This is a genomic window from Brachybacterium sp. SYSU DS0246 (assembly GCF_059391765.1).
The window spans coordinates 12,010-30,194 of record NZ_JBZXYT010000011.1 but is presented as its reverse complement, the minus strand read 5'-3'; the positions used below and the strand labels follow the sequence as shown (position 1 = coordinate 30,194).

At 71.6% G+C, this 18,185-nt stretch carries 14 protein-coding genes; 7 read left to right on the top strand and 7 right to left on the bottom strand.

Translation table 11 applies throughout. From position 1 onward, the window contains the following. Positions 1-76 precede the first annotated feature (76 nt). Positions 77-547 carry a ribose-5-phosphate isomerase gene (locus AC5020_RS07140; RefSeq protein WP_377020226.1) on the top strand — a complete coding sequence of 157 codons (471 nt, stop codon included), beginning with the start codon at positions 77-79 and terminating at the stop codon, positions 545-547. A gap of 156 nt (positions 548-703) precedes the next feature. Here AC5020_RS07140 and AC5020_RS07135 read toward each other — a convergent pair whose 3' ends face one another. From AC5020_RS07135 to AC5020_RS07125, 3 genes are all read right to left on the bottom strand, one after another. After that, positions 704-1,267, bottom strand: a complete 564-nt coding sequence (locus AC5020_RS07135) for a pyridoxamine 5'-phosphate oxidase family protein (protein WP_464987744.1) — start codon at positions 1,265-1,267, stop codon at positions 704-706. Positions 1,268-1,556: 289 nt separating this feature from the next. After that, positions 1,557-3,194, bottom strand: coding sequence for an IS1634 family transposase (locus AC5020_RS07130; protein WP_464987743.1), 1,638 nt, complete (start codon positions 3,192-3,194; stop codon positions 1,557-1,559). 182 nt (positions 3,195-3,376) lie between these two features. Continuing rightward, on the bottom strand, positions 3,377-4,816 hold the full coding sequence (locus AC5020_RS07125; protein ID WP_464987742.1) for an MFS transporter: 1,440 nt from the start codon (positions 4,814-4,816) through the stop codon (positions 3,377-3,379). 504 nt (positions 4,817-5,320) lie between these two features. Between AC5020_RS07125 and AC5020_RS07120 the strand changes: the two genes are divergently transcribed. From AC5020_RS07120 to AC5020_RS07105, 4 genes are all read left to right on the top strand, one after another. Further along, positions 5,321-6,538, top strand: coding sequence for an ABC transporter substrate-binding protein (locus AC5020_RS07120; RefSeq protein ID WP_377020229.1), 1,218 nt, complete (start codon positions 5,321-5,323; stop codon positions 6,536-6,538). Positions 6,539-6,570: 32 nt separating this feature from the next. Beyond that, positions 6,571-7,509 carry a carbohydrate ABC transporter permease gene (locus tag AC5020_RS07115; protein ID WP_464987741.1) on the top strand — a complete coding sequence of 313 codons (939 nt, stop codon included), beginning with the start codon at positions 6,571-6,573 and terminating at the stop codon, positions 7,507-7,509. Then, entirely contained in the window at positions 7,506-8,456 is a 951-nt protein-coding gene (locus tag AC5020_RS07110; RefSeq protein WP_464987740.1) for a carbohydrate ABC transporter permease, read from the top strand. Before AC5020_RS07115 ends, AC5020_RS07110 begins: the two co-directional genes overlap by 4 nt. Before the next feature lie 68 nt (positions 8,457-8,524). Continuing rightward, positions 8,525-10,891 carry a glycoside hydrolase family 31 protein gene (locus AC5020_RS07105; protein WP_464987739.1) on the top strand — a complete coding sequence of 789 codons (2,367 nt, stop codon included), beginning with the start codon at positions 8,525-8,527 and terminating at the stop codon, positions 10,889-10,891. A 13-nt stretch (positions 10,892-10,904) separates the two neighbouring features. On the opposite strand, the gene AC5020_RS07100 is transcribed toward AC5020_RS07105, so the two are convergent. After that, positions 10,905-11,948 carry a LacI family DNA-binding transcriptional regulator gene (locus AC5020_RS07100; RefSeq protein WP_464987738.1) on the bottom strand — a complete coding sequence of 348 codons (1,044 nt, stop codon included), beginning with the start codon at positions 11,946-11,948 and terminating at the stop codon, positions 10,905-10,907. Between the two features lie 78 nt (positions 11,949-12,026). On the opposite strand from AC5020_RS07100, the gene AC5020_RS07095 reads away from it, so the two are divergent. Then, entirely contained in the window at positions 12,027-13,937 is a 1,911-nt protein-coding gene (locus AC5020_RS07095) for a glycoside hydrolase family 2 protein (protein WP_464987737.1), read from the top strand. A gap of 86 nt (positions 13,938-14,023) precedes the next feature. Here the strand turns inward: AC5020_RS07095 and AC5020_RS07090 are convergent, their stop codons facing one another. The 3 genes from AC5020_RS07090 to AC5020_RS07080 are packed head-to-tail and all read right to left on the bottom strand — an operon-like array spanning position 14,024 to position 17,168. Beyond that, positions 14,024-14,500 carry an NUDIX domain-containing protein gene (locus AC5020_RS07090; RefSeq protein WP_464987736.1) on the bottom strand — a complete coding sequence of 159 codons (477 nt, stop codon included), beginning with the start codon at positions 14,498-14,500 and terminating at the stop codon, positions 14,024-14,026. 38 nt (positions 14,501-14,538) lie between these two features. Further along, positions 14,539-16,404 (bottom strand): 5-oxoprolinase subunit B/C family protein, encoded by a 1,866-nt coding sequence (locus AC5020_RS07085; protein WP_464987735.1) that lies wholly within the window; start codon positions 16,402-16,404, stop codon positions 14,539-14,541. Further along, positions 16,401-17,168 (bottom strand): LamB/YcsF family protein, encoded by a 768-nt coding sequence (locus AC5020_RS07080; RefSeq protein ID WP_464987734.1) that lies wholly within the window; start codon positions 17,166-17,168, stop codon positions 16,401-16,403. The genes AC5020_RS07085 and AC5020_RS07080 overlap by 4 nt, the downstream gene beginning before the upstream one ends. 105 nt (positions 17,169-17,273) lie before the next feature. On the opposite strand from AC5020_RS07080, the gene AC5020_RS07075 reads away from it, so the two are divergent. Then, positions 17,274-18,092 (top strand): hypothetical protein, encoded by an 819-nt coding sequence (locus AC5020_RS07075; protein WP_464987733.1) that lies wholly within the window; start codon positions 17,274-17,276, stop codon positions 18,090-18,092. The last annotated feature ends 93 nt before the right edge of the window (positions 18,093-18,185 follow it).

Sequence of the window (18,185 nt, the reverse complement as noted above, 5' to 3'; positions counted from 1 at the left end):
CGCCGGCCCGCCGACAACTGCATAGACCGACACCATCTCCGTCAGCCATCCTCATCCATCACCCGAAGGAGCAGCCATGGGCTGGAAGATCATCACCGGATCCGACAACGCCGGATTCGGCCACAAGAGTGCACTGAAGGAACTGCTCGAATCCGACTCCCGCGTCGACTCCGTGATCGACGTCGGCGTCACCGGCCGGGAGGACGGCACCTACTACCCCAACGTCGCCATCGAGGCCGCGGAGAAGATCGCCGCCGGCGAGGCCGACCGGGCGCTGCTGATCTGCGGCACGGGCCTGGGCGTGGCGATCTCCGCGAACAAGGTCCCCGGCATCCGTGCCGTGACCGCGGACGACCTCTACTCCGTCCAGCGCTCCGTGCTCTCCAACGATGCGCAGGTGCTGTGCATGGGCGAGCGCGTGGTGGGCCTCGAGCTCGCCAAGGAACTGGTCAAGGTGTGGCTGGACCTCGAGTTCGACCCCAACTCCTCCTCGGCGGCGAAGGTCGACGCGATCTGCGCCTACGACGGGTCGCTCGACAAGTCCTGACCCGACAACCGGGTACTGGCGTGTGAGCGGGTGCCGTGGCCATATACGCCACGACACCCGCTATGTCGCCAGTAGTCGGGCGGCCCCATGGTCGACGACGTCCGCCCCGCGAACCTCGGCGCAGTCCGCCAGGTCACGCGCGCCGAGGTCGAGGCGTCACTGAGGCAGGCCGGGCGGGCCGGGCAGGCCGGGTAGGCCGTCGATACTGTGGATGTTCTTCTCGGCGCGGTAGCGCTCCATGCCGTCCTCACCCTTCTTCTCGGCCTGCAGCCGGAGCAGGTCGCGCTCGCCGCTCATCTCCATGACCGGCACGCCCCAGCCGCATGAGTCGCTGATCCGCGTGACGTCGACCGTGATGACGGCCCGCGTGCTGGGATGCGCGGGGTGGAGTGCCACGACCTCGTCGAACTCCGTGTCTCCCGGGACGAAGACACGGCCGTTGCCGTGCAGGCGCACGATGCGTGGCCGTGCCTCGAAGGAGAGGAACATCAGGCACACGCGCCCGTTCTCGCGGAGGTGCGCGATGGTCTCGACGCCGCTGCCGGTGTAGTCGACCCAGGCGACGCGGTGCGGGCCCAGCACGGAGAAAGAATCATGGCCGCGGGGCGAGACGTTCACGTGCCCTTCGGCGCCGAGAGGGGCGGTGGCGACGAACCACATCGGCTGCTCGGCGATCCAGCCCCGGAGACCCTCGTCGATGGAGTCGAAGACTTTTGCCATGGCACGAGGCTACGGGGTGAGGCCCGTCGTACCCGTGTGCCGGAAGGCCGATGCGTCCGCGGTCGCGATGGCACCGCGGCGGGAGCGTGCCGCCATCACCGGAGCGACGGCGTCCTCGGGTACTGGCGTGTGAGCGGGTGCCGTGGCCATATACGCCACGGCACCCGCTATGTCGCCAGTAGTCGGCCGTCGCCATGGTCGACGAAGTCCGCCCCGCGAACCTCGGCGCAGTCCGCCAGGTCACGCGCCCCGAGGCCGGGCCGTCACTCCCCTGAGTTGATGCATTTGCTTAGTGTCCCGGTTGCCCGGTGATCTGCTCGATGATCGTGGCGGCGTCCTCGGGGATCTGGGGCGGGATCAGTTGGGTGTGATCGCCGGCTTGCAGCAGCGCGGACTGGATCGGGCGCAGCGTGGTGATGATCCGTTTCAGGCTCAGCCCGGTCGCGTTCTGCATGAATCGCGCGATCGCCAGGGCAGTGAACACAATGGTCAGGTGCGCTTCGATCGAGTCGCGTTGCCGATGGAACATGGGCCTGGCCTGCAGGTCGCTCTTGCTCATCCGGAACGATTGCTCGACCTGCCAGAGGTCGTGATAGCTCGAGAGCACCTCAGCCGGCGGCATGACATCGGCGGGGGTGTTGGTGACGTAGCCCTTCAGCCCGACCAGGCCACGAGCTCGTTCGAGGGACCCCTCGTCGAGGGCCCGGCCCGCGGCGGTGGTCTTGACGAACCGGGTCGACTTCACCGCCGCGTCCCCGTCGATGACCGCGCGGGCACGGTTCTCCTGCGCGGTCAGCGTGTGCCCATCCCGGGTAGCGCGCTTCTTCGAGAAGGCCCAGACCGCGCGCCAATGCCCGGGATGCTCCTCGGCATTCCAGACCGGTTCCCGCCGGCGCCGCTTCTGCTCCGTTTTGGCGTTGCCGTGGCGGGGCGTGATGGTGTCGATCAGCTGTCCATCCTCGAAGGCGTCCCCGTTCCAGTGGAAGTGATTGGCGAGGTCACCGGGGGCTTTGACCTGTCTCGAGCCGACGATGAATCTCAGACCCGCTTCGTCCAGCGCGGTCAGGTTGGCGGTGGAGAGCATCCCCGCATCAGCGACAACGACCATGTCGGCGAGGTTGTGACGGGCCTGGAACTGCTTGATGATCGGCACGATCGTGCGGGTCTCCGCATGGTTGCCCTCGAAGCAGCCGATCTCCAACGGGAATCCGTTGCGGTCCACCAGCAGCCCGACCACGATCTGCGGATCCACCCGGCGCTCCTTGGAGTAGCCGACCTTGCGCAACTGATCTTCGTACTCTGCCTCGAAGTAGAGCGTGGTGACGTCGTAGAGGACCAGAGAGATGTCGCCGCTGGTGGCGGTGTGTTCGAAGCACTTCGTGGCGATCTGGTCGCGATAGCGGCGTTCCTGGGCCTGGCGGAGGTGGCGATAGATCGTCGCGTGATGCGGTGGATCCACACCCAGCCCCTCGAGCACACGGATCGAATCGAGCTTCGAGGTCGGCTCCACCAAGCGTGCCAGCACGACCTGCTCGAACACCTCGTCCTCGACGACCCCGAAGCCCAGGCGCGAGTACGCAGCTCTCAACGTGGACCAGAGCACATCGCTGGTGGTTCCCACGACGCGAACACCACCGTGACTTCCCGCAGCAGACGTCTCTGCTGGTGGTGCAGCAGTCGGGATGAGTTGGGGCTGTTGCTCTGCGGGGCGGGCCAGCGTGGTATCCGCTCCGGAATCCACGCCCAGTTCGAGGGCTTCCTGCTCGCCCTGGAGGATCTCGCGGCCCCGCTGGACCAGCAGTGCGACCTCGACCGGACTATGACCGGAGCCGAGGTGCTGGATGATCTCCAGCTTCCCGTGCCGCTTCTGGACGACCTGCACCGCAGTCGCTCCGGACCCGGTCCTCACCTTCCGCACGAACGCCACCCCGTTAGTATCCCGAATCACCCACCTCGACCCACAAACCTCCAGGTCAACGGGTTGATAGCTCGCCAGCGACATCACCGTGCATCAAGTCAGGCCAGTAGTCGGCCGTCGCCATGGTCGACGAAGTCCGCCCCGCGAACCTCGGCGCAGTCCGCCAGGTCACGCGCCCCGAGGCCGGGCCGTCACTCCGCCAGCGCCCGCCCCCGCTGCTCGGGCAGGGTGAACGCGGCGCCCGCCGCCAGGGCGAAGGCCACCGCGAAGACGGCGAAGGCCAGCACCTGCCCGCCGGTGGCCAGCAGCAGCGGCACCATGAACGGTGCCAGCAGCGAGGCGATGCGACCGAAGCCGGCCGCCGCGCCGGTGCCCGTGCCCCGCACGGCCGTGGGGTAGAGCTCCGGGCCGATCGCGTACAGCGCGCCCCAGGCTCCGAGGTTGAAGAAGCTCAGGCAGCAGCCGGCCACGATGATCAGCACCTCGGTGTCCGCCAGGCCGTAGGCGGTGGCGGAGAGGGCGGAGCCGGCCAGGAACAGCGTCAGTGTCCAGCGGCGCCCGATCACCTCGATCAGCCACGCGGAGACGGCGTAGCCGGGCAGCTGGGCGAGGGTGATGATCAGCGTGAAGGTGAACGACTGGGTCAGGGTGAAGCCGCGATCGACCAGCAGCGTGGGGATCCAGATGAAGGCCCCGTAGTACGAGAGGTTGATGCAGAACCACACCGCCCACAGCCCGGCGGTACGGCGGCGCAGCAGCGGCGACCAGATCCCCCCGGCGGTCTCGGAGCTGAGGGGGTCGGCGGGTGGCGGTTCGGTGGTGACCCGCGCGGCGGGCGCTGCGGGCGACTCCGGAGAGTCCTGCTGCGAGGACCCGGAGGATTCCTGCTCGGCGGCCACCGGGGCGGCGAGTCCGGCCGAGTCCTCGAACCCGCGCACGATGGTCTCGGCCTCGTCGTGACGGCCCTGCTTCTCCAGGAAGCGCACCGACTCCGGCATCCCCAGGCGCACCACCACCGAGTACAGCGCCGGCACCAGACCGATGGCCAGCGCCCAGCGCCAGCCCGTCGGCCCGGAGGCGGCCACGAACGTCCCGATCACCGCGGCCAGGATCCACCCCAGGGCCCAGAACGCCTCGAGCCACACGACCACGCGTCCGCGGATGCGGGCCGGGGCGAACTCGCTCATCAGGGTCGAGGCGACAGGCAGCTCGGCCCCCAGTCCCAGACCCACCACGAAGCGCAGCAGGATCAGCACGCCGACGCCCATCGCCAGGGCGGAGACGCCCGTGGCCAGCCCGTACACGAGCAGGGTGAGGGCGAAGACGCTGCGCCGGCCGAGGCGGTCGGCGAGCAGCCCGCCCAGGCTCGCCCCGATGGCCATGCCCGCGAACCCCGCCGAGGCGATCAGCGAGCCGTCCCCCTTGCTCAGCTCCCAGTGGACGCTGAGGGCGGCGATGACGAAGGAGATGAGGCCGACGTCCATCGCATCCAGCGCCCAGCCGATGCCGGAGGCGCCCAGCATCCGCCCGTGCTTGCGGGTGAAGGGCAGGCGATCCAGGCGCTGCGACCTGGTCAGGGGGCGGGCGGCGCCGACGGGGGAGGCGTCGGGCGAGGCGGGCGTGGGGCTCATCGTCATCTCCGGGATGGCTGGGCGGTTCCCGAGCCATGATGGCGCACGCCCCACCGGGCGCAACCCCCTCTCGGGGCCCCGCGCGGCCGATCGCGCACAGCCGGCCCCGCAAGACTCCTGGTCACTGTGATAAAAAGCCTCGAAGGTCTCGGATCCGTTGCGAAAGTCCGCCCGCGGCGTGTCCGGGCGCGAGGCGGCCACCGTCGGCAGCGTCGCGTGTCTCACATCACGTCATGCTCACGTGGGAAGAACGTTTGACAGCCGGTTTACAGCGCTGCAAACTTGGCCGGGCGTGGCAACCGCGGTCGCGGACGCACTGCCCGGTCTCCTCGACCGGCCGGTGCCCGCGGCCGAGGAGGATTGCCCGACGTCGGCGCGAGCACGCGCGACGACGACGCGTGACGGTGCGCCCGAGGAGGCTCGATAGTGCGAACGAGAACACGTGGTGGACCAGAGCAGGTGGCCCGGCGAGGATTCCTCGCCGGCGCCGCAGGAGGCCTCGGCGTGGGCGCGCTCGCCCTGGCCGGCTGCTCCAGTGGAGCCGCGAGCGGAGGCAGCCTGCGCTTCTTCATGCAGAAGCAGGAGGTCATCGGGTACTTCGGTGACCTGCTGACTCAGTTCGAGAGCGCCCATCCGGGCACCTCCGTCGTCCACGACTCCACCACGGCGATCGCCCCGCAGTTCGTGCGCGGGGACCCGGCGGATGTCGGCTGCTTCAACACCAACCTCGAGCTCGCCCGGTACATCGAGCGCGGCGTGCTGCGCGACCTCTCGGATCTGCCGTCGGCCGCTCGGATCCGCGACAGCATCGGCGTGCTCGCCACCCAGTACGCCGACTACCCCGGCCGCACCAGCGTGCTGCCGTACTCCCTGGCCGCGGCCGGTGTCATCTACAACAAGACGATCTTCGCCGAGCACGACCTGCCGGTGCCGGAGACCTGGGACGAGTTCGTCGACGTGTGCACCGAGCTGCAGAAGGCCGAGATCACCCCGATCTACGCCACCGACCGCGACACCTGGACCCTGTGGCAGGGCCTGTTCGACTACTCCGTGGGCAGCCTCGTCGATCCCGCGGAGTTCTTCGCGAAGATGACCGAGATCGGCGAGGACGTCGGCCCCGACTCGGAGGTCTCCTTCGAGAAGGACTTCGCCGTGCCCATGGAGCGCGCGAAGACCATCTCCTCGTTCTTCAACCCCGACCACGCCACCCGGTCCTACGCCGACGGCAACCTCGCCTTCGGCAAGGGCGAGGCGGCGATGTACCTCCAGGGGCCGTGGGCACTGGGCCAGATCGCGCTGATCGACGAGACGCTCGACATCGGCACCTTCGCGCTGCCGGTGACCAACGACCCGGCCGACCGGCAGGCGCGCGTGAATGTCGACCTGGGGCTGTGGATCCCCGAGGAGGCGCAGGACGTCGAGACCGCGCGCGAGCTCGTCGAGTTCCTCATGCAGCCCGAGATCATCGACGCCTACAACCGCGACAACCTCGCCTACTCGACCACGAAGGACGCGCCGCCGCAGACCGATGAGCGGCTGGAGGGCCTGCAGGCCTACGTCGACGAGGCCGCGTTCTACCAGGGGGCCGGCACCTTCGTGCCCACCTCGATCCCGCTGGGCAACTACCTCCAGGCGGCGATCCGCAGTGGGGACTTCACCACGATGCTGCGCCAGCTCGATGCCGACTGGCGCCGCGTGGCCGGCCGGGACGCGACGGTCTGAGCGCCATGGCACACGTCGATCCAGGAGCGAACATGACCACCACCGACACCACGTCCGCCACCCGCGCCACCCGCGGCACCAGTGCCGGCCGCGGCTCGCGCCGCCACGGGCCGCGCACCGATCTGATCCACTACCTGTTCCTCGTCCCCGCCCTGCTCGCCTTCACCGGGTTCGTCGTGGTCCCGGCGAGCGTGGGCATCTTCTACAGCTTCACCGACTACGTCGGCTTCGGCGAGTGGAAGCTGCTGGGGCTGGCGAACTACCAGGCCCTGTTCTCCGATCCCTCCATCCTCAGCTCCTACTCGTTCACGCTCGGCTTCGCGCTGGTCACCGTGGTGGTCACGCAGACCATCGCCCTCGCGCTGGCGATCGCGCTGACCAAGCGGGTGCGGTTCGCGGCCGGGCTGCGCACGATCTTCGTGATCCCGATGGTGGTCTCCGGCATCGTCGTGGCCTACGTGTTCAACTATCTGTTCTCCAACACCGTCCCGGCGCTGGCGACCGCGCTCGGCATCGGGCCGCTCCAGGAGAGCATCCTGGGCAACCCCGACCTCGCGTGGCTCTCGATCGTGATCGTCACCGCCTGGCAGACGGTCCCCGGGGCCCTGCTGATCTACACCGCCGGGCTCACCTCCATCCCGGATGACCTCTACGAGGCCAGCTCCCTGGACGGCGCCTCCACCTGGAAGCAGCTGTGGGCGATCACGCTGCCGTTGATCAGCGGCTTCGTGCTGATCAACACGATCCTCGGGGTGAAGGGCTACCTGGGCGCCTACGACGTCATCGTCGGCCTCACCGGCGGCGGGCCGGGAACCTCCACCCGCAGCGTGGCCATGAGCATCTTCTCCGGCTTCACCGGCGGTGAGTACGCCTACCAGATGGCCAACGCGACGATCTTCTTCGTGATCACGGTCCTCATCTCCGTCGTGCAGCTGGTCGTTGTACGAGGAAGGAACCTCCGACTCGCATGAGCACTCTCGACACCGCCTCCACCGGCACCGGCCCGGCCGCTCCGTCCCTCGCCGGCGCCCCGACCGGCGCCCCGGCCGGCAGCACGCCCTCCGGACCCGGCCGCACCGGTCTCCTGCGCCACCAGGGCGGCCGGGCGAACTGGCCGCTGACGATCCTGCTCGCGCTCGCCGCGCTGACCGTGATCATCCCGCTGTACGTCACGGTGGCGATGGCCTTCAAGACCAGCCCGCAGTCGGCCGACGGCAACGCCCTCTCCCTGCCCAGCCCCGTCAATCCGGGGAGCTTCGCCGAGGCCTGGAAGCTGACGCACTTCCCCGTCGCCTTCGGCGTCTCGGTGCTCGTGTGCGTGCTGACGGTGGCGCTGACGCTGCTGCTGAGCTCGCTGGCCTCCTACTCGATCGTGCGCAACTGGCACCGGCGGTTCTTCCGCTGGTCGTTCATCTACCTGCTGGCCGCGATGTTCCTGCCGTTCCCGGTGGTGGCACTGCCGCAGATCAAGCTCACCGCTCAGCTGGGTCTGGACAACCCCGTCGGGGTGGCGATCCTGCACGCGATGTTCCAGCTCTCCTTCTCCGTGCTGCTCTACTCGGCCTATCTGCGCTCGATCCCGGGCGAGCTCGAGGAGAGCGCCCGCATCGACGGCGCCTCGACCTGGCAGATCTTCTGGCGGATCATCCTGCCGCTGCTGGGCCCGATGAACGCGACCGTCGGCATCTTCGCCTTCCTGGCCTCCTGGAACGACTTCATGCTGGCCTCGCTGATCACCTCGAACCCGCGCCTGCAGACGCTGCCCGTGGTCCAGAACATCTTCCAGAGCGACTTCGGCACCAACTACAACGTCGCCTTCGCGTCCTACTTGATGGCGATGGCGCCGACGGTCATCGTGTACCTCATCGCCCAGCGCTGGGTGATCAGCGGCATCACCCAGGGCGCCGTGAAGTCCTGACCCCCGATATCCCGGGGCCGCGGCCACGGTCGCCCGCCCTCCCCGTCGCAGACCTACCAGGAGCCAGCATGACCCCCTCCCGGCACGATGCCGCGTCCCTGCCCGTCGTCCGTCCCTTTCCCGGCACTGACCCGGTGGCCCACCCCGAGGCCGTGGTCACGGGGGAGAACTGGCGGATCAGCGTCCTGGCCGACGGGCTGTTCCGGGTGGAGTGGAGCGAGGACGGCGGGTTTGAGGACCGTGCCTCCACGTTCGCGATCCGCCGGCGCCTGGAGGTGCCGGAGTTCTCGGTGGTCCGCAGCGGCGCCGGGGTCGAGATCAGCACCGGCCGTGCTCAGCTGCGCTACGACGGGCAGCGCTTCTCCGCGGCGGGGCTGAGCGTGGAGACCCTGGGCCCGGATGCGAACCGGTGGACCTACGGGCAGGAGCCGCGCGACCTCGGCGGCACCGGCCGAACCCTCGACGACGTCGACGGGCGGATGCCGCTGGAGCCCGGCATCCTCGCCCGCGACGGCATCACCATGCTCGATGACAGCGACTCGTTCCTGTTCGAGGCCGACGGATGGATCGGCACCCGCGCCCCGGGTCGCTGTGACCTCACGATCTTCGCCTACGGCCGCGACTACGACGCCGCGCTGGCGGCGTTCTACGCCGTCTCCGGGCGCCCCTCGCTGCTGCCGCGCTGGGCACTGGGCAACTGGTGGAGCCGCTACCACCCCTACAGCGCGGAGAGCTACCTCGAGCTGATGGACCGCTTCGAGACGGAGCGGATCCCGTTCTCGGTCGCGGTGATCGACATGGACTGGCACCGGGTCGAGTCCGTCCCCTCCCGCTTCGGCAGCGGCTGGACCGGCTACTCCTGGGAGCCCTCGCTGTTCCCGGACCCGGCGGGCTTCCTCGAGCAGCTGCACCGGCGCGGCATGCGCACCACGCTGAACCTGCATCCGGCCGACGGCGTGCGCGCCTTCGAGGACGCCTACCCCGAGATGGCCCGCGAGCTGGGGATCGATCCGGAGACCGAGCAGACCATCCCCTTCGATCCCACCGACCGCGACTTCCTGCGCGCCTACTTCGAACACCTCCACCACCCCCTCGAGGAGCAGGGCGTGGACTTCTGGTGGATCGACTGGCAGCAGGGCAGCACCAGCCGCCTGCCCGGGGTGGACCCGCTGTGGCTGCTGAACCACTTCCATCAGCTGGACTCGGCCCGCGACGGCGGCGCCGGGATGACCTTCTCCCGCTACGCCGGCCCCGGCAGCCATCGCTACGCCGTCGGCTTCTCGGGCGACGCCGTGGTCTCCTGGGACTCGCTGGCCTTCCAGCCCGAGTTCACCGCCACCGCCGCGAACATCGGCTACGGCTGGTGGAGCCACGACATCGGCGGCCACACCCGCGGCATCCGCGATGACGAGCTGGCCACGCGGTGGGTGCAGTTCGGCGTGTTCTCGCCGATCATGCGCCTGCACTCGGCCAACAACCCTTTCATCCGCAAGGAGCCGTGGACCTTCCCGGCCGGCCACCGGGCCGCGATGGGCGAGGCCCTGCGACTGCGGCACCGCCTGGTGCCCTACCTGCACTCCATGAACCACCGGGCGGCCGACGGCACCCCGCTGGTGCGGCCGCTGTACCACCTCCACCCCCGTCGCGACGAGGCCTACCGCGCCCCGAACGCCTACGCCTTCGGCTCGGAGCTGATCATCGCCCCGATCGTCTCGCCCCGCGATCCGGCCAGCCTGCACGGCAGCGCGCGCACCTGGCTCCCGCCCGGCCAGTGGATCGACATCTTCACCTCCGCCGCCTACGCGGGGGACCGGATCGCGGACCTCCACCGGCCACTGGAGACCATCCCCGCCCTGCTCCGCCCCGGCGGCATCCTCCCGCTCGCGGCCGAGGACCAGCTCGACGTCACCCAGAACCCCGACACGCTCGAGCTGCTCCTGAACCCCACGGCCGACGGGACCTTCGAGCTCGTCGAGGACCGCGAAGGCGCCGAGCACGACGTCGCCCGCACCCGGCTGAGCTGGGAGGCCGCCACCTCCACCCTCCGGATCGCTCCGGTCGAGGGCGAGGCGGGCGTCGTCCCGCAGCAGCGCACCTGGCGGATCACCGTGCTGGGCGAACCGGTAACCGGGCAGGACGTCGCAGAGCGCTCGCCGGGCCGCTTCAGCGTCGATCTCCCGGTGCAGGCAGCAGACGGTGCGGTGCTGGAGCTGGCCGGGCCCCCGCGCATCGGCCTCGATGCCCGCCGCGTGGTGCGCGAGGTGCTCGAGCAGGCCCAGGCCGGCAACCCCGAGAAGCTGCGCGCCTGGGAGATCGTCTCCCGGGACGCGCCGGTGGCGGAGCGGATCGCCGAGCTGGAGACCGTCGGCCTGCCCGCCTCGCTGCGCGCCGTGATCATCGAGCTGCTCGGCAGCATCCAGCCCGGCGAGGCCTGAGGCTCGCCCGCTGTCAGTCGTCCGTGCTCGGCTCGTCGACCGACCCGTCCGGGTAGGGGGCGCTCTCTCCGACCAGCAGCCGGTGGCCGACCGTGCGGTGCCGGCCGGACCCGTCGTGCCCTTCGATCCGCTCGAGCAGCAGCTCCAGCGTGCTCTCGGCGAGGGCCACGGTGTCCGGCGCCACGGACGTGAGACTGGGGGCCAGGCTCGCCGCCAGACCGATCGCATCCCACCCGATCACGGCGATGTCGTTCGGGGCCTCGAGCCCGCGCAGGCGCATGGCCCGCAGGGCACCGAGAGCGGCGAGATCGTCGCGGCACAGCAGTGCATCGATCTCCAGGCCCGTATCCAGCGCTCGTCCGAAGGCCGCCTCAGCCCCCTGGGCGTCCCCGACCCCGCGGGGGACCAGGAGTGAGTCCTCGGCGGCCAGGCCGGCCGCTTCCAGCCCGTCGCGGTAGCCCTGCAGGCGCAGCAGCGAGGTCTGCGACAGCGCAGCGGGCTCGTGCCCGAGGAAGCCGATGCGGCGGCGGCCGAGGGCGACCAGGTGCGCAACCGCCTCGGCCGCTGCGCGGACGTTGTCGATGGCGACCTGGTCGGAATGACGCGGGCGCTCGGCCTCGCCGAGGAAGACGACCGCAGTGTCCCCGCGCAGCTCGTCGAGCTCGGCCGGGGTGAGGTCCTGGGGGTGGATGATCACGCCGTCGACCACCCCGGCCTCACGCCCGCGCACTGCGGAGCGCTCGCCGTCGGCCGTGCCGCCGGTCTCCTCGAACAGCAGGTGGTAGCCACGAGCCGCGCAGACCCGGGAGATGACGTGGGCGAGCTCGGCGAAGTAGGGCCGGCGCAGGTCGGCGAAGGCGAAGGCCAGCATGTTCGACCGGCCCGTGGCCAGGCTGCGCCCGGAGACGTTCGGGCGGTAACCCAGCGCATCGATCGAGGCCTGCACCCGAGTGCGCATGGGGTCGCTGACGTGCTGATACCCGCGCACCACATTGGAGACCGTCTTCATCGAGACGCCCGCGTGGTCGGCGACGTCCTGCAGCGTGACCCGGCTCATCCGTCCAACGGTACCCGGACCGCGACGTTCCCGGATCCCGATTGACCGGGAGTTTCCAGCGCTGTAAATTCGGCGGGCATGAGCACCGCTGACGCCTCCGCAGACCCCGCCGGCCCCGTCGACCCTGCGGGCACCGCAACCACTGCCGGCCCCGCCGACGGAGCCGCCCGCCCCGCGCCGACGCCGGCCAGCCGCCAGGACGGCTCCTACCCGAGGCCGCAGCTGCTGCGGGAACAGTGGGCCGACCTCACCGGGACCTGGTCCTTCCGCCATGACGACGCGGACGTCGGCCTCGCCGAGGGCTGGAGCCGCGGCTTCGACCGGCCGCGCGAGATCCAGGTCCCCTTCCCGCCGGAGTCCGAGGCCTCGGGGATCGCCGAGCCCGGCTTCCATCCGGTCGTGTGGTACTCACGGACCATCGGAGCCACGCAGCTGGCCGAGGCCGGCTCCGGTGACGACGCGCCCCGTCTGCTGCTGCACTTCGGCGCTGTCGACTACCGCGCCTCGGTCTGGATCGACGGGCAGTTCGTCGGCGAGCACGAAGGCGGCCACACGCCGTTCAGCTTCGACGTCACAGAGCTGCTCGCGCCGGAGGGCGAGCACCTGCTGGTCGTCCGCGCCGCCGACGATCCGCTGGATGTGACCCAGCCGCGCGGCAAGCAGGACTGGCACGAGGAGGCGCACGCCATCTGGTATCGCCGCACCACCGGCATCTGGCAGACGGTGTGGCTCGAGGCTGTCCCCGACGTCTCCGTGCGCGACCTGCGCTGGAGCCCGGCGACCCCCACGACCCAGTCCCTGACGGTCCGGTTCCGCGGCGCCCCGCCGGCCGGGTCCCGCCTGCGGGTGACGCTGCGCTTTCTCGAGCGCGAGGAGGACCTCGGCACGATCGAGGTCGAGGCCACGAATGCCCGCCCCACGCTCGAGCTCACGGTCCCCGTCGCCCGCCAGCGCAACGGCCAGGCGCAGGACGAGCTGACGTGGTCGCCCGAGAAGCCCCGTCTGGTCGACGCCGAGGTCACCCTGCTGGATGGCCGCTCCCGCCCGCTGGACCTGGTCACCAGCTACTTCGGGATGCGTTCGACCGCCGTGGGCGGTGGGGCGTTCCTGCTGAACGGCCAGCCCTACGACGTCCGAAGCGTGCTGGACCAGGCCTTCTGGCCGGAGTCCCACCTGGCGGCGCCCGAGCCGCTGGCTCACCGCCGCGAGGTGGAGCTGATCAAGGCGCTCGGGTTCAACGCGGCCCGCATGCATCAGAAGATCGAGGACCCGCGCTTCCTGTACTGGGCCGACCGGCTCGGTCTGCTGGTCTGGGGCGAGGCGCCGGGGGCGTACGAGTTCTCTGCCCTCGCCGTCCAGCGGCTGACCTCCGAGTGGATGGCGGCCGTCGAGCGGGACGTCTCCCATCCCTCGATCGTGACCTGGGTGCCGCTGAACGAGTCCTGGGGCATCCAGCACGTCACCGACGACCCGGCCCAGCAGGCCTACGCCCGGGCGCTGACCGATCTCACGCGTGCACTGGACCCCAGCCGCCCCGTGGTCTGCAACGACGGCTGGCAGCAGCAGAACACCGACATCCTCACGATCCACGACTACGAGGGCGACGGCGCCGCCCTGGCCCGCACCTATGCCGACGAGGCCGCCCGCACGCGCGCCGTCGAGGGGATCGCGCCGTCCGGCCGGTTCCAGCTCGTCGGCGGCGCCGAGGACCACGGGCAGCCGGTCATGCTCACCGAGTTCGGCGGCGTGAACTATCAGGACGGGACCCGGCGGGCCGACGGATGGGGCTACACCCGCGCCACCGACGGCGAGGACTGGATCGAACGGATCACCGCGCTGTACGACGGGATCCGGGCCAGCAGCTTCCTGTCCGGCTCCTGCTACACGCAGCTGACCGACACCATGCAGGAGACCAACGGGCTGCTGAATGCGGACCGCACCCCGAAGATGCCGATCTCGGAGATCCGCCGGGCGGTCACCGGCAGCTGAGCGCGCCCGGGCAGGCCGGTCAGGCCTGCCACGGCGCGTCCGGCTCGGCACTGGATCAGGTCAGCGCCTCGGACCAGACCGGTCCGTCAGAACAGGTCGGGCTGGGCCTCGCCGCGCAGGACAGCCAGGGCGCGGCGCGCGCGGGCCCCTCCCCAGGGGGAGAGGATGTCGGCGTCGGCCTCGTCGATCAGTGCCCAGTCGTCGAGCTCGGAGGCCTGCGGCACGATGTTCGCCTCCAGCTCGGCGCGGGGGACCACCCCGGCGTCGAAGACGAAGTGGACCGCCATCGGGGCGCTGCGCGCCGGGTTCGCCGGGGACCAGTTCGCCGCGAGCAGCCGGCCCACCTCGAGGTCGAGCCCGAGCTCCTCGAGCACCTCCCGCTGCGCGCACTGGCGGGCATCCTCGCCGGGGTCCACGCCGCCGCCGGGCAGCAGCCAGTGATCGCGATAGTTGGGCTTCTCGACCACGAACCGGTCGTCCTCGTCACGCAGGATCACCGCCCCCGAACTGATGACCTTGGGCAGGGAGGCGAAGTAGGCGGGATCGGGCAGCAGACGCGGCATGGCCCCATCGTGTCACTGTCGGCGTGTCACTGTCGGCGTCACTCTGCGCGTACGAAGCGCACGGTCACGCCGGGCGCGGCCTGCGCCAGGAGATCGAGCCCGGTGCGGGTGGCCACCGCGATCACGGGGTAGCCGCCGGTGGTGGGGTGATCCGGGCCGAACACGACCGGCAGCCCCGAGGGCGGCACCTGGATCGCCCCGAGGACCATCGCCTCGCTGGGCAGACTCGCCGCGCCGTCGGGCACGGGCAGGGGAGTGCCGTCCAGGCGCACGCCGATGCGATCCGAGTCCGGGCGCACCGTCCACTCCGTGGCGAGCAGCGCCTCCAGGGCCGATGGGCCGAGCAGGTCATCGCGCGGGCCGGGATGGATCGGGATCTCGAGCGGTGAGGGGGCGGGCAGGGCGTCCCCGCCGGCGGGAGCATCGATCACCAGCAGCGCGATCTGGCCGGGGACTGCATCGAGCCCGCGCACGGGACCGGCCAGCAGGAGGCCCCCGGCGGCCAGCGGCTCGGGGCCGAGACCGGAGAGGGTGTCGCGCGAGCGCGACCCGAGCACCGCCCCGCCGGTCGGGGTCGCCGCCGCGGCCCTGCTCGCGTCGCCGGCCCGGCCGACGGTCCCGTCGGGCTGCTCCGCCGAGGCGCCGGTCTCGCCGGAGCGCTCGGACCGTCGCACCGCGCGGATCCCGCCCCGGACGGCCATGACCAGGCGCAGTCCGGCCGCCGCCGGCCCGAGCTCGACCTCGTCGCCGCGGTCCAGGGCGATCGGGGCGCCGCGTCCCTCTCCGGCGGTGAGGTCGAGCGGGGCGGCCTCGGGGTCGTCCCGCCGCACCGTGAGGCGGGCCGGGGCCCCGGCCACCGCGATCACCGTGGCGGCCGACGCCCGCAGCCGCAGCGGTCCCATCAGCGTCTCGAGCACGGTGGCGTGGGCGGGGTTGCCCACCGCGAGGTTCGCCTGGACCAGGGCGCCGCGGTCGAACGCTCCCGACGGGCTCACGCCGATCGCGCCGCGACCGGGCCGGCCGTCGTCCTGGAGGAGGGTGAGCGGACCGGGGGAGAGGACCTCCAGCGCCGGGGTGCCCTCGGTGTTCGGCGTCCCGGTCGCGCCTCGCCGTCGGGTGAGCCGGGCGGGTGCGGCCGCGGCCTCGCGCCCGGCGCGTGCGAGGGTCGTGGCCGGCCGGGCGGTCCGCGCCGTCGGCCGCTGCGCGGTGAACCGCACCCGGGTGCCGGGCGTCAGCAGGGCGGGCGGCTCACGGCTGGGATCGAAGAGGTCGACGTCGGTGCGGCCGATGAGCTGCCAGCCGCCGGGGGAGGGGCGCGGGTAGATCCCGCAGTAGCGGGAGGCGAGGCCGACGGCGCCGGCCGGCACGGTGGCCCGCGGTTCGGTGCGGCGCGGCACCTCCCACGGAGGCCCGGCGGTGCGTCCTGCCCCGGCAGTGCGTCCTGCTCCGTCGGGATCCCCCGCCTCGTCGGCCACGAGATAGGCGAAACCGGGGGCGAAGCCGCCGAAGGCCGCGGTCCAGGTGGTCGCGGTGTGGGTATGGATCAGCGTCTCGGTGCTCATGCCCAGCAGTTCGGCGGTCTCGACGAGATCCTCCCCGTCGTAGACGACGCCGATCCGGTGCTCCGTGTCCCCGGCCGATTCGCCCGGAGCCGCGCGCAGGTGCTGAAGCAGCTCCGTCAGCTCCCGCAGGTCCCGTGCGACGGAGCCTCCAAGCAGCAGGGTCCGCTCCGCCGGGACCAGCTCGATCAGGGCAGGGGGAGCCAGCTCGCGCACCGCGGCCGCGGCGGCCAGCACGGCACGGGTGTCGGGGTACTCGGCCAGGATCGCGGTCTCCCCGGCCCGGTGCACGCGCAGCGGTGGGGCCAGCAGCCATCCCGCCTCGGGTGCGGCGGCGCCGGTCACAGCGCCGCCTCCAGGTGCACGCCCGCCGCCTCGAGCCGGTCCCGGACGGTGCGGGCCAGCGCGACCGCCCCGGGAGTGTCCCCGTGCAGGCACAGGGAGCGGCACGGCAGGTCGAGCCCGCTGCCGTCGGCCGTGCGCACCCGTCCCTCGGAGGCGATCGACAGTGCCTGCTCGGCGACCGCCTCCGGGTCGGTGAGCACAGCGCCCGGGCGACTGCGCGGCATCAGGGTGCCATCGCCCAGGTAGGCGCGGTCGGTGAAGCCCTCAAGCACCACCTCGATCCCGGCCTCCCGTGCCCTCTCCACCACCACGGCGCCGGGCGCGGCGACCAGCGGGAGGTCCCCGAGGTCGCGCAGCGCCTGGATCACGGCGCCGGCCTGGCCCTCGTGGCGAGCCAGGGTGTTGTACAGAGCGCCGTGGGGCTTCACGCCCCGCACCGCGGTGCCCTCGGCGCGGGCCATCGCCTCCAGCGCGCCGACCTGGACGATCAGCAGATCGGTGAGGTCGGCCGGGGCGATGTCCAGGAATCTCCGGCCGAAACCGGCCAGGTCCGGGTAGGCGACGTGCGCGGTGATCGCGACCCCGTGCTCGGCGGCGGCCCGGCAGGCGGCGCGCATCGTCCCCGGATCCCCGGCGTGCCCTCCGCAGGCGATGTTCGCCGTGGTCACCACCTCGAGCATGGCCGCGTCATCACCCATCGACCACGCGCCGAAGCCCTCACCGAGATCGGCGTTGAGGTCGCACACGGGATGGTCGGCGCTCATGCGGCTGCTCTCCTTCGCTCTGTCCGCCACGACGACGGGGTCACCGCTCATTGTCCGCGCACGGCGCCGGCGCGGCCAGGGGTGACGGGCGGTAGTGTCGCGGCCATGAGCGAGCGCCCGACCGACCAGACCGATCCGTCGCCGCGCGCGGGCTCCTCGGCGCCGGACAGCTCCGCCGCGCACCACGTCCTGGACCAGGCCGACGGCGGCGAGCCCCGCCGGCTGCTGTCGCTGAGCGATGAGCAGCTGGCCGGTCTCGACGGGCACCAGCAGCCCCAGTTCACCGCCATGCCCTGGCTCGACCAGCGCCCCGACCAGGCCGCCGTCGCGGCCGACGTCGGACTGCGCTCGCTGATCGCCGACGGGCGGGTGAATGCTGCCCGGGACGGGGCGACCGGGCGGCTGCGATGGGTGGCCGGCACCGAGCTCCGCGGCTGCCAGCTGCTGCGCCGCACCGCCGCGCGATTCGCCACCGCGGAGCGCACGGTGCAGTCCGAGAGCGGCCCGCTGGTCAGCCGCGCGTACTACTACGTCCATGAAACTGGTGTGCTCGAGGAGGAAGTGACCCCGTCGGGCATCCACCACTTCACGCCGTTGCGGGTCGAGCAGGTCCCCGCCCGGATCGCCACGCTGATCGACCCGAGCTCCGTCGCCGGCCAGGGCGGCGCCCCGGTCACCGTGCGCCGCACCGAGCTCGCCTCGGGACACCCGCTCGCCGCCCGGCTCGCCGACACCCGTGCCCAGAGCGTGCTGACCACCGTGCACACCGACGACGACAGCGTGCAGCAGGTCAGCGTGTATGTCACCGGCAGCGAGGTGCTCACGATGGAGGCGCTGGACCCGGCCGCCGAGGACCCGCCGCTGGAGTTCCGGCCCGTCGACGCGGGCGACCTGGTCGCACTCGCCGCGGCCGTCGTCTCCTGAGCGCCTCCCGCAGGATTCGCCGGCCCCCGCGCGCGGCCCATCCCGCTGGTCAGAGGCTTCCGCGGGACCCCTCAGCTCGTGAGGACGTCTCAG